An 11466-nucleotide genomic window follows, 5' to 3' on the forward strand; every position below is an offset into this window, starting at 1 on the left:
GTCACGTATCGACGCGAGGTACCACAACCATGGTGGCGAGCGTCGCGGTTCATCGATCCGCGGACTTGGTCGCGACTTTCTCCGACGACGCAGCGACGCCGATGCTGCAAGATAGCTAGCCGGCTACCGTCCCCGACGACCCCCACCAGGCTCGAGCGACCCGAGCACCGCAGCTGCGAACCAGATGGTGCAAAAGCACAGCAACGGTCCCCAGAGTTCCCACGAGAAGGAGTCCTCCAACTCGTGGCCCATTCCCCGCCCCAGCGAGGGGGCGAGGAGCAGCGTGGTGAGGAACTGACGACGAGCCGAGTAGCGCACGAACTCGAGTTGTTCGAGCACGAAGTCGACCGTCGCCGGGAGGCACGGCAACCAGATGAACCAGAGGTCGAGCGATTCCGGCCACAGCGACCACCCCGCCAGCGTCAGCGCGGTGAAAATCGCGGTGACGGGATAAAGGGTGAGACAGCGGCGACAGAAATGACGGCCACCGACCTCGACGCAGCGTTCGTACTGGTCGGGATGGTGATGGGTTCGCCACATCGCCTTGCGGCCGGCATCGTCCGCAGCGCGCGCGTTGATCTCGGCGACCTTCGCGGCGAATCTCGCCTCGAGGTCGGCATCATCTCGATCGACCGCATGAGCCATACGACCCATGTCGGCCGATCGGTCACGATGCTGAGGTTGACAATCCCTGAGGAGTCGCCAGCGTGTCGGCGACGTGGATCAGGCCAGGCGCCCGCGCAGGGTGTCGAGGAACTCGCCCCGGTGACGGTCGAGTTGTTCGTCGACCTGCGCCGGGGTGAGACCGTTGACGTGGATGCGCACGTTCACCGTGTCGCAGTGGGCGGCCTCGAGGAAATCGCCGAGCCGCTCGGCCGCCTCGCCGGCGGTGGGGGCTGCGATCAGCTGGTCGCCGTCCCAGTTCTTCTTGGCCGCATCCGGCGCGTAGGAGTGGTAGTGCGCCATCTGCGCCGCCATCTCCTCGTTGGGCGGATCACCGATCCACACTCGGCGAATGGCGATACGGGCCCCCGTGCCACCGGCCTCGGTGTAGATGTCGTTGAGCTTCGCGGTGAGCGGCGCGGGGGCGAGGCTGTCGTAGAGGATGCCGATGCCGAGACGGGCCGCTCGCCTCACCGCGCCCGGGCTCTGGGCCGCGACCACCATGGGCATCGGATCGGTGGCGGTGCGGGCGATGGCCCGGTCCGCCGCCAGCGGCGTGTCGTCGGTGCCCCGCAACGCAGCCACCGTGCGAGGGAGCGAGTCCTTGAAGCGCTCGATGATCTCGTCGAAGGGCACCTCGGCCAGCTCGAAGTCGACCGGCAGTGCGCCGGCGGCGAACCCGGCCCCGACACGGCCGGGATACGCGGCGGCGAGCCAGGCGAGATCCTCGGCGACGAGGGCGTAGGGCTTCATCGGCAGCAGGAGCGGACACGGCGCCGCCCAGCCGCTCGGCATGGCATCGAGCAGGAACCCGGCCAGCTGGGTCGGGTTGGGCAGGTAGCCGGGGAAGTCGGCGTGGTGTTCGCTGACCATCACGCCGTCGTAGCCGATCTCGGCGCCACGGGCGGCCTGCCCGCGGATCAGCGCCAGTTGTTGGACCGCATCGACGTCGTGGGGGTAGAGCCGAAGGGAAACCGAGCCGTTGGCGAGCGGTGGGTTCATCATCAGAGGCGTTCGATGATGGTGACGTTGGCCTGACCGCCGCCCTCGCACATGGTCTGCAGGCCGTAGCGGCCGCCGGTGCGCTCGAGCTCGTGCAGCAGCGTGGTCATCAGCTTGGCGCCGGTGGCGCCGAGTGGGTGACCGAGGGCGATGGCCCCGCCGTTGACGTTGACCTTCTCATGGGGGATGTCGTGCTCCTTCATCCACGCGAGCGGCACCGGCGCGAACGCCTCGTTGCACTCGAAGAGGTCGAAGTCGTCGATCTTCATCCCGCTCTTCTCGAGCGCGTACGCCGTGGCGGGGATGGGCCCGGTGAGCATGTAGATCGGGTCGTCGCCCCGTACCGACATGTGATGGATGCGGGCCCGGGGCGTGAGATCGTGGTCCTTCAGCGCCTGCTCGGAGGCGATCAGCAGCGCGGCCGAGGCATCGCAGATCTGGCTGGCGCACGCCGCGGTGAGGCGGCCCCCTTCGACCAGCGGCGAGAGCTGCTGCATCTTCTCGAGCGAGCCGCCACGGCGAGGGGTCTCGTCCATCGTCACGTCGCCGATCGGTTCGATCTCACGATCCAGACGACCTTCGTCGATCGCCCGGATGGCCCGTTCATGGCTCTCGAACGCGAAGCGCTCGCACTCGTCGCGGCTGATGTCCCACTTCTCGGCGATCATCTCGGCCCCACGGAACTGCGAGACCTCCTGGGTGCCGTAGCGATCGACCCAACCGGTCGAGCCGGAGAACGGGTCCTCGAACCCGAGCTCGCCCGCCAGTGTCATCGCCGACGAGATCGGGATCTGTGACATCTGCTGCACACCGCCCGCCACGACCAGGTCCTGCACACCCGCCATGATGCCCATCGCCGCGAAACTCACCGCCTGCTGGCCGGAGCCGCACTGGCGATCCACGGTCGTGCCGGGCACGGCCTCGGGCATACCGGCGGCGAGCCACGCGGTGCGGGCGATGTCGCCGGCTTGGCCGCCGACCGAGTCGACATTGCCGAACACGACGTCCTCGACCGCCTCGGGGTCGATGCCGGTGCGGGCGATCAGCGCGGTGATGGCCGCCGCGCCGAGATCGGCGGGATGGAGATGCGACAGGCCGCCGCCCCGCTTGCCGGTGGGAGTCCTCACGGCGTCGACGATGTAGGCGTCTGATCGGGATGCGTCGGTCATGGCGCCAACGGTATCCACCGATGTGCCGGGCAAGCCTCATCCGGAACCCACGACCCGGGCTGACGCGGCGGGGACAGATTCGTGCAAGTCTGAGCGCCATGGAACGGATGTGGCGTCAACTCGGCTTTCTTCTGGGCAAGTTCTGGTGGGCGGTGCTCGCCGCCGTCGTGCTGATCACCGGCGTTCTCGCCATCGGCGCCAGCAAGATCGAGTTCGCCACCGGTCAGGACTCGTACCTGAATGCCGACAGCCAGGCCGCAATCGACAACGTGGTGTTCCAGGAACAGTTCGGCGGCGAGGCCGTCATCCTCCTCTTCACCGCCGACGACGACGCCCTCATTCCCGACCTCTTCAGCGACGCGAACCGCGAGGAGCTGGCGCGGGTCGAGAGCGAGCTCCGGGCCATCCCCGAAATCGACTCGGTGATCACGCCGCTCACGTCGGTCACGTTCAGCTCCCGCATCATCGACGAGGGCGTGGGCACCGCCGGATTGCGCCACGCGGTCGAGGACGACCCCGATCCCGACTCGAAGGCACTGCGCGAGGCCGATCTCCAGACCACGCTGTTCCGGCTCAGCGCCGCGGGCGACGCGGATCTCGCGAGCCGCGAGTGGGTCGAGTTCCTCCTCTACGACAACACGGGCTTCGAACTCGAAGGCACTGACATCACGGTCACCCCGCCGCTCGCCGAGCGCAACCTCCGTGAGTCGCTCAAGAGCACGTTCCCCGATCAGCAGACGGCCGTCGGTGGCGTGATCATCGAGGGCAACGCCGATCTCGACACCTTGTCGTCGGCCACCGAGCAGGTGCTCGAGATCATGAACTCGGCCGAGCTCGATGGTTGGACGATCGTCACCACGGGCTCCCCTGTCTTCCTGAAGGACATCAACGACTACCTCCAGGGCGGCATGCTCACCCTCGGCGCCGCGGCCCTCGGCCTGATGGCCCTCGTGCTGCTGATCGCGTTCCCGGTGCGGTGGCGCCTCGTGCCGCTGCTGTCGGTGGTCATCGCGGTGGCCTGGACCTTCTCGCTCCTCGGTTTCATCGGCATCGACCTCTCCCTCGTCACCATCTCGGGCCTCCCGATCCTGATCGGCATCGGCGTCGACTTCGCCATCCAGGTGCAGAACCGCGTGGAGGAGGAGGTGGTCCTGGCGCGCAGCGAACATCCGATGCGAGAAACTCTCGCCAACCTCGGACCGCCGCTCACCGCAGCCACGGTGGCCGCCGCCCTCGCCTTCCTGGTCCTACGCGTCTCGCTCGTGCCGATGATCCGCGACTTCGGCGTGATGCTCGCCATCGGCATCGTCGTCATCCTCATCGTCGGCATCGTCGTCCCCACTGCGGTGCTGGGTATCCGCGAGTACAAGGCTCGCACCACGTCGGTCACCGAACCGACCCGCATCGAGCGGATGATCGTCAAGCTCGGCAGCCTGCCGCAGAAGGCCGTCGTGCCGCTGATCATCGCGTCGGTCGGCGTGCTCGTCGCCGGCATCGCACTCGAGGACCGGTTCGAGATCCAGAGCGACCCGATCCGTTGGGTGAACCAGGACACCCAGACCGTCCGCGACATCGACACCCTGAAGGACGAGACCGGCTTCGAGAGCACCCTCGGCGTCCTCGTGGCCGCCAACAACATCAACGCCCAACCGGTGGTTGACACGCTCTTCGACTTCGTCTCCACCTGGGACAGCGTCGACGAGCCTCGGATCGCGACCAGTTCGAGCATGGTCTCGACCATGTCGAAGATCATCAACATCGAGGGCGCCACGCCGGTCGCGCCCCGCAGTGAGGACCTCGAACTGCTGATCGGTGTCATGTCGCCTGACATCGAGCGCGCCCTCGTGGCCGAGGATCGCACGGCTGCGCAGGTCAACTTCCGCCTCGCCCCCGCCTCGCTCGACGACGATGCGATCCTCGTGGCCGAGATCGAAGCCGACCTCGCCAATCGCATCGCCGCACTCGATCTCCCGGCCGACTCGATCCTGCTCACCGGCCTCGAAGAGGGCGAACCCGCCATCCGCGCGGTGCCCGCCGGCCTCGCCGTCGTCGGCGTCGGCCTGCTCGAGAACCTCTCGGCCAACCGGGCCGTGCTCACCTATCTCGCGCTGGCGGTGGCCGGTCTCTGGTTGTTGCTGCGCCATCGCAGCGTCACCCGGGCCCTGCTCGCCATGGTGCCGGTGCTGCTGGCCGTCGGCGCGTCGTCGGTCATCGTCGCGGTCGCCGGACTGACGTTGAGCCCGCTCACGACGGTCAGCGGGCCGCTCGTCATCGCGTCGTGCACCGAGTTCAGTGTGTTGATCCTCGGCCGCTATCTCGAGGAACGACAGCGCGGACTCTCCCCGCAGGAGGCGACCGACCGGGCATCGGCCCGCACCGGCCGGGCATTCTTCACCTCGGCCCTCACGACGATCTTCGGTTTCGGTGTGCTGGTCTTCTCGGCGCTGCCGCTGCTGTCCGACTTCGGCCTCATCGTCACGATGAACGTCGCCGTGGCCCTGCTCTCGGCCCTCGTGGTGATGCCACCGCTCCTGGTCTGGGCCGACAGCCGAGGATGGATCGGCACCACGGTCACTTCTTCGCAGGACTCGGCCCACGGAGTGGTCCTGGCCGACAAACCCCGGCCCGGCCTGGCAATCGGCGCGGTCGCGCTCACCGCCCTGGCCGTCGTGCTCTTCCTGGGCGCCGACACCGAGGACGGCGACGCCAACGACACCGAGTTCACCGCCGTCGCCCTGCCGACCACCACGACCACCACGACGACCACCACCACGCTGCCGCCCGGCGAGGAGCCGGAGGAGATCGACATCTCGCAGTTCGGCACCGAGCAGCCGGACGGCCTCGTACCGAGCACGCTGTATCTCTACATCACCCAGGCCGGCGGCGACCCGCAACGGGCCGTGTGCACCGGCGCGATCCTGGGCGAACGGGTCGACCTCGATGTACTCGTCACCCAGCTGGTACCCGGCTTCCCCGACGAGGCGATGGTTCCCGTGATCCAGGCGGGCCTCGACTGCGGACTCGATCAGGAGACACTCGACGCCGCGACCGAGATCGCCCGAGGCGGCTGACTCAGGGCTCGGTTCAACCGGGCTTGCGGCCGATCGTCGCGATCGACGCCGGGCTCAACATCACGAACCCGGGTGCGCGCACCTGGGCCATCGCGGCGTCGCCATCTTCCTCGGTCACCATGCCGGCAGCGACGAGGTGCGGGATGGCGCGCTCCAGGGCCATGAACCACCATTCGCCGCTCGGCTCGCCGGGCCGCATCGCCCACAGGTCGCCGACGATGTCGAGATCGACGAGACCGTGGGCCCGCATCCGATCGAGGATCTGGAGCCCGAAGTTCGGGTCACGCCATTCCTCCTGACCACCGGCCGAGATGATCTGGTGGATCGAGCGATACGGCTCGGCCAGACCCTGCTCACCGAAGCCGAGGAACTGGCCGTCCTCGAGCACGAGCCATCCCCCGGGCTTGAGCGCCTCGATCAGCTTCGGGATGACCTCCTCGCGGCTCGGCACGTGTTGCAACACGGCCCGAGCGTGGACGATGTCGAAGTGTTCACGAGGCAAGGGATCGGTCGCGATGTCGTGCTCGCGGACGATCACGTTGTCGGGCATGTCGGCGTGGAACTGGATGTCGATGTCGGTCGACATCACCCTTCCCTCGGACCCGACCTTCTCCGCCAGCCAGGCGCTGACCGTTCCCGCACCGGCCCCCAGTTCGAGCACATGCATGCCCGATGTGACGCCGATGCCGTCGAGTACCACGAAGGTCTTCGGGTCTCGCGCGGCCGCCAACATGCCGAGTCGAACCCGCTCGATGTCCACCTCACTGTCGGCGGTTCCGTAGCTTTCCTGGCTCATGGTCCTTGTCTCCCCTTCGCAAGTCTCTCGAAAGCAATTCTCTCGAGGGCAATGGCATCACCGTCGACGTAGAACTGCGCGGCCCATTTCCTGAACTTCAGGATCGGTCCGTCGGTCGCCGCCAGCGCCGGCGCCGGCTGCTGGATCTTGTTGTCGAAGATCACGTTGTCCTCGGCCATCTGCTTCTTCAGGTCACGCACCAGCGCCTGGCCGACGCTCGCCGGCCCCCGCACCCGATAGAGCTTCATCGACCAGGTCGTCTCCCAGTCGATCGGCACGGTCACGTTGAAGAAGACCGTGTCGACGATGCCCGAGAAGCGGGCCACCGAGAAACCCGGGCCGTAGCCGTCGGTGTCGATCCGCCCACTGGTGGGTCCACGGGGCGTTGCGAAGTCGACCGTCGAGCGGAGTCGGTTGAAGTAGCCGTCGAACTCGAGCGACTCGAGTTCCGGCACACTGGCGGCGCCGTGCACGGTGCGCAGGTGGACGTAGTCGGGTCCGTTCTCGGCCAGTTCCTGCCACGGGCACCGCACCGTCCACTCGGCCGGCTCGAGCGGCACCCACTCGTCGGTGAGGTATTCCGAGAGGTCGGGGATCTCCCACAACGGTGCCTGGGTCGGATCAGGGTGGAACCAGAACATCACGAGCCCGTTGCGTTCGAGCGTCGGATACGCCCGCAGGCGGGCCTTCCTGTTCACCTGATCGGCGTAGGGGATGCGTGCGTTGGTGCCGTCGGCCGCCCACTCCCACCAGTGATACGGACACACGAGATTGCCGTTCTCGACCCGTCCCCCGATGCCGATGTTCGCCCCCAGGTGTGGGCAGTACGCATCCATCACGTGGGCGACGCCGTCGTCGTCGCGCCACAACACCAGGTCGCGAGCCAAGAGGCGAACGGGTCGCACCTCACCTCGGGCCAGCTGGTCGCCGAGCGTGACCGGATACCAGGCGAACGGAAAGGCCGTGTAGTAGGGAAACCGCTCGAGCGACGTCATCGACGACTCGGGGAAGGCGGCCAGCCCGGCCGCGGCCTGGCGGGCGATGCCTTGCAGCGGCGTCTCGCCGTCGAACGGTTCCACGCCGTGACAGTAGGCGGCGGCCCGGTTGGCGTCGATCGGACAGGAACGGGAGACTCCCTGCGATGACCGCCACCGACGAGATCCACGAGCCCGCCGACCATGCGGCCTACCGAGCCCAGGTGCGGGCCTGGTACGACGAGAACGCCACGCCGAAGACCCCCGACGATCCATGGGCGACCACCGTCCACTCCGATCCCGAGCAGGCCACCCGCCACTTCGAGAACTCGAAGGCGTGGATCGGCAAGCTGTACGAGGCCGGGTACTCCGGCATCGCCTGGCCGGCCGAGTACGGCGGGGGTGGTGGGGAGTCCTGGATGACCCGCATCGAGCGTGAGATCGCGGGCGACTACGACGAGTGGACCGGCTTCCCCGGCGCGACGATCGCCATGCTCGGCCCCACGTTGTTGCGCCACGGCACCGAGGAGCAGAAGAAGGAGTACATCCCCAAGCTGCTCTCGGCCGAGCTCACGTTCTGCCAGCTGTTCAGCGAACCGGGGGCCGGTTCCGACCTCGCTTCGCTCGGCGCCAAGGCCGTGCGTGACGGCGACGAGTTCGTCGTGAACGGGCAGAAGGTGTGGAACAGCTCGGCCCAGTACACCGACTGGGGCTTCCTGCTGGTGCGCACCGACCCCGACGCCCCGAAACACAAGGGCATCACCTTCCTGCTCGTCGACATGTCGACGCCGGGCATCGAGGTGCGGCCGCTGGTGCAGATCAACCGCTCGGCCCACTTCAACGAGGTGTTCCTCAACGAGGTCCGTATCCCCGTCGCCAACGTCGTCGGCGAGATCAACGAGGGCTGGGGCCCGGCTCGCACGGTGTTGTCCAACGAGTCGGCCTTCATCGCCGGCAACCGCATTCCCACCGGGGCCAAGCTCCGCGATCTCGCCGAACTCAGCGGCTGTGCCGACGACCCGGTCATCCGCCAGGGCCTGGCCGACTACCTCGCCCGAGAACACATCGCCGGTTGGATGGGCGAACAGGTGCAACAGGCGATCCGGCGGGGCGAGATGCCACCGATGGACCCGGGCCTGCTCAAGTTGCTCGCCTCGGACAACAAGCGCCGGGCCGGCGACCTCGCCATGCAGATCCTGGGCGTTGCCTCGATCGCGGGCGACGCTCCCGAGGTGTTCTGGGCCCAGATGGAGCTGATGGGCCGCTACGGCATCTCCATCGGCGGCGGCACCGACCAGGTGCTCAAGAACAACATCGGCGAGCGTTCGCTCGGGTTGCCGCGCGAGCCCGGCTACGACAAGAACCAGGCCTGGCGCGACATCCCCAAGTAGCTGCGCCGCCCATTCAGCCGCAGCAGGGGCGACCGTCGCTCGTGACGACCTCGTTCTGGAGCTGGTCGGCCTCGCCGGTCTTGACGTACCACTCCCATCGGGTGTCGTCGGGGCCGGTGACCCACGTTTCGGTCTTCTCGGCATAGCAACAGACCGTGTCGTCGATGCCGGTGGTCTCGAGACCGTCTCCGCTCAGACGGGCCTCCGCCGCGGACACCTGGTCGGCCGTCTCGACCTCGACACCGAGATGGTTGATCGTTCCTCCTCCGGCGGCGTTCTCGAAGAGCACCAGCTTGAGCGGGGGCTGGTCGATGGCGAAGTTGGCGTAGCCGGGCTTCACCTTGGCAGGTTCGGTGGCGAACATCTTCGAGTAGAAGTCGATGGCCTCGTCGAGGTTGCTGACGTCGATGGCAAGTTGCAGTCGCATGAATCTCTCCTGGGTTCACTTCGATGATGGTCGATATGACCATCTGATGCAACCTTGCCTGATGTATCGATATCTGTCAATATGAATCTCATGAACATCACGCTGTCGTCCCCGTGCTGCACTCCCCTGCAGGCGGCACCCCTGTCGGAGGCCGATGCCGACGAGCTGGCCGGTCTGCTCAAGGCGCTGGCCGACCCCGTGCGGCTACGGCTGCTGAGCTTCATCGCCGCGACCGAGAACGGCGAGGCCTGCGCCTGCGACCTGACCGAGCCGACCGGCCGCTCCCAGGCCACGGTGAGCCATCACCTCACGCAGCTCACCCAAGCCGGCATCCTCGAGCGCGAGCAACGCGGCAAGTGGGCGTGGTTCAGCCTCAACCACGACCACCTCAACAGCATCTGCGCCGCAGTCTGCGCGTCTGGGTCGGACTGACGCAACGATGCCGGCGTCGACCTTTGCGGTGCACAACCCGGCCGACGGTTCGGTCGTCGCCGAGGTCGCCGGTTCGTCCGCAGCCGATGTCGATCGAGCGGTGGCGTCCGCTCGCACTGCCGGTCCCGAGATGGCGCGTCTCACCGAGTTCGAACGGGCCGACCTCCTCCACGCCGTGGCCGACCTCCTCGCGACCAGGGTCGAGCCACTGGCCGCACAGATGACAGCGGAGTCCGGCAAGCCCATCGCCACCGAAACCCGCGACGAGGTGACCGAGGTGGCGGAGATCTTCCGACTCGCGGCCGAGGAGACGAAGCGGCTCGAGACGCATGTCATGCCGAGCATCGAGCGGACGAAACGTGTCTTCACCCACCGCAAGCCCGTGGGTGTCTACGCCCTCCTCACCCCCTTCAACTTCCCGATGAACATCCCGGCCGAGCTCGTGGCCGCCGCCCTCGGCGGGGGCAACACCGTGGTGCTGAAGCCGAGCGAACACACGCCCCTGTCGGGAGCGGCGCTGGTCGACGCCGTGATCGAGGCAGGGTTCCCCGAGGGTGCGATCTCGGTCGTGCAGGGCGATGGGGACATCGGCCGAGCTCTCGTCACCCACGACGGCGTCGACGGCATCGGGTTCGTCGGTTCCAACACCACCGCCGAGGCCATCGTGCGGTCGGCCGGCCTGAAACGCACCCTCATCGAGGCCTCGGGCAACGGTCCTCAGATCGTGCTCGACGACGCCGACCTCGAGCGGGCCGCCGGGGCCGCCGTGTGTGGCGCGACCTTCGTCGCCGGACAGTGCTGTGTCGCCACCGAGCGGCTGCTCGTGCACCGCTCGATCCACGACGAGTTCCTCGACGCGCTCATGGCGGCCGCTGACGCGCCGGTGCTCGGTCATCCGCTGGACGAGGCCACCACATTCGGGCCGGTGAACAACGCGGTGGTGGCCGACCGCATGGAGGCCCACGTCGCGGATGCGGTCGGCGCCGGAGGTCGGATTCTCCTCGGCGGAAATCGACGGCCCGACCTCGGCTCACCGCTCTTCTGGCCGCTCACGATCATCGACGGGGTCACGCCAGCGATGCGGGCATTCCGGGAAGAGACCTTCGGGCCGATCCTTCCGATCACCGTGTTCGACGACGATGCCGGCGCAATCGCCCTGGCCAACGACTCGGACCTCGGTCTCCAGGCTGCCGTGTTCACCGCCTCGCTCTCGCGGGCCCATCGCTTCATCGACGAGCTCCGCACGGGCACCGTCTTGATCAACGAGTCGACCAACTTCTGGGAGCAGCATCCACCCTTCGGCGGCGCCGGCGGCACGCGGACGGGTTGGGGCCGTATCGGCGGCAAGTACACGATCCAGGACATGACCGACCTGCGCACGGCCATCATCGACGTGCGTTAGGTGATTTCTGTTCCGTCGGGTCGGTGGGTGTGCCATTGGCCGGTGGGGTCTCGGCGGGTGGTGAAGTGTTTCTGTTTCCAGCGGTTGTGTTTGCCGCAGAAGGGTCCGCCGTTGTGCGGGTTGGTTTCGCCGCCGGTGG

General features: G+C 67.6%; 10 protein-coding genes. 4 read left to right on the forward strand and 6 right to left on the reverse strand.

The features are described 5' to 3' along the window. Positions 1-123: 123 nt before the first annotated feature. From RIB98_08430 to RIB98_08440, 3 genes are all read right to left on the reverse strand, one after another. A complete protein-coding gene (locus RIB98_08430; protein MEQ8840993.1) occupies positions 124-645 on the reverse strand; it encodes a hypothetical protein in 522 nt (173 codons plus the stop codon). Between the two features lie 78 nt (positions 646-723). Beyond that, on the reverse strand, positions 724-1665 hold the full coding sequence (locus RIB98_08435; protein ID MEQ8840994.1) for an LLM class flavin-dependent oxidoreductase: 942 nt from the start codon (positions 1663-1665) through the stop codon (positions 724-726). 2 nt (positions 1666-1667) lie between these two features. Then, positions 1668-2834, reverse strand: a complete 1167-nt coding sequence (locus RIB98_08440; protein ID MEQ8840995.1) for an acetyl-CoA C-acetyltransferase — start codon at positions 2832-2834, stop codon at positions 1668-1670. 98 nt (positions 2835-2932) lie between these two features. On the opposite strand from RIB98_08440, the gene RIB98_08445 reads away from it, so the two are divergent. Beyond that, positions 2933-5905 (forward strand): MMPL family transporter, encoded by a 2973-nt coding sequence (locus tag RIB98_08445; GenBank protein ID MEQ8840996.1) that lies wholly within the window; start codon positions 2933-2935, stop codon positions 5903-5905. 13 nt (positions 5906-5918) lie between these two features. On the opposite strand, the gene RIB98_08450 is transcribed toward RIB98_08445, so the two are convergent. Together RIB98_08450 and RIB98_08455 are read right to left on the reverse strand one after the other, a co-directional pair. After that, positions 5919-6701: a methyltransferase domain-containing protein gene (locus RIB98_08450; protein ID MEQ8840997.1), complete on the reverse strand. Its 783-nt coding sequence runs from the start codon at positions 6699-6701 to the stop codon at positions 5919-5921. Then, on the reverse strand, positions 6698-7780 hold the full coding sequence (locus RIB98_08455; protein ID MEQ8840998.1) for a Rieske 2Fe-2S domain-containing protein: 1083 nt from the start codon (positions 7778-7780) through the stop codon (positions 6698-6700). Before RIB98_08455 ends, RIB98_08450 begins: the two co-directional genes overlap by 4 nt. Positions 7781-7842: 62 nt before the next feature. On the opposite strand from RIB98_08455, the gene RIB98_08460 reads away from it, so the two are divergent. Next, positions 7843-9066 (forward strand): acyl-CoA dehydrogenase family protein, encoded by a 1224-nt coding sequence (locus RIB98_08460; protein ID MEQ8840999.1) that lies wholly within the window; start codon positions 7843-7845, stop codon positions 9064-9066. 13 nt (positions 9067-9079) lie between these two features. Here the strand turns inward: RIB98_08460 and RIB98_08465 are convergent, their stop codons facing one another. Continuing rightward, positions 9080-9493: an ArsI/CadI family heavy metal resistance metalloenzyme gene (locus RIB98_08465; GenBank protein ID MEQ8841000.1), complete on the reverse strand. Its 414-nt coding sequence runs from the start codon at positions 9491-9493 to the stop codon at positions 9080-9082. 90 nt (positions 9494-9583) lie between these two features. On the opposite strand from RIB98_08465, the gene RIB98_08470 reads away from it, so the two are divergent. Together RIB98_08470 and RIB98_08475 are read left to right on the forward strand one after the other, a co-directional pair. After that, positions 9584-9925, forward strand: a complete 342-nt coding sequence (locus RIB98_08470; GenBank protein ID MEQ8841001.1) for a metalloregulator ArsR/SmtB family transcription factor — start codon at positions 9584-9586, stop codon at positions 9923-9925. 7 nt (positions 9926-9932) lie between these two features. After that, positions 9933-11327, forward strand: coding sequence for an aldehyde dehydrogenase family protein (locus tag RIB98_08475; GenBank protein ID MEQ8841002.1), 1395 nt, complete (start codon positions 9933-9935; stop codon positions 11325-11327). Positions 11328-11466: the final 139 nt, after the last annotated feature.

This window comes from Acidimicrobiales bacterium (assembly GCA_040219515.1).
Taxonomy (GTDB): Bacteria; Actinomycetota; Acidimicrobiia; order Acidimicrobiales; family Aldehydirespiratoraceae; genus JAJRXC01.

Bases quoted from the DNA above. Each gene is read 5' to 3' on its own strand.
- RIB98_08430 (MEQ8840993.1), bottom strand. From the start codon at position 645: ATGGCTCATGCGGTCGATCGAGATGATGCCGACCTCGAGGCGAGATTC.
- RIB98_08435 (MEQ8840994.1), bottom strand. From the start codon at position 1,665: ATGAACCCACCGCTCGCCAACGGCTCGGTTTCCCTTCGGCTCTACCCC.
- RIB98_08440 (MEQ8840995.1), bottom strand. From the start codon at position 2,834: ATGACCGACGCATCCCGATCAGACGCCTACATCGTCGACGCCGTGAGG.
- RIB98_08445 (MEQ8840996.1), top strand. From the start codon at position 2,933: ATGGAACGGATGTGGCGTCAACTCGGCTTTCTTCTGGGCAAGTTCTGG.
- RIB98_08450 (MEQ8840997.1), bottom strand. From the start codon at position 6,701: ATGAGCCAGGAAAGCTACGGAACCGCCGACAGTGAGGTGGACATCGAG.
- RIB98_08460 (MEQ8840999.1), top strand. From the start codon at position 7,843: ATGACCGCCACCGACGAGATCCACGAGCCCGCCGACCATGCGGCCTAC.
- RIB98_08465 (MEQ8841000.1), bottom strand. From the start codon at position 9,493: ATGCGACTGCAACTTGCCATCGACGTCAGCAACCTCGACGAGGCCATC.
- RIB98_08470 (MEQ8841001.1), top strand. From the start codon at position 9,584: ATGAACATCACGCTGTCGTCCCCGTGCTGCACTCCCCTGCAGGCGGCA.
- RIB98_08475 (MEQ8841002.1), top strand. From the start codon at position 9,933: ATGCCGGCGTCGACCTTTGCGGTGCACAACCCGGCCGACGGTTCGGTC.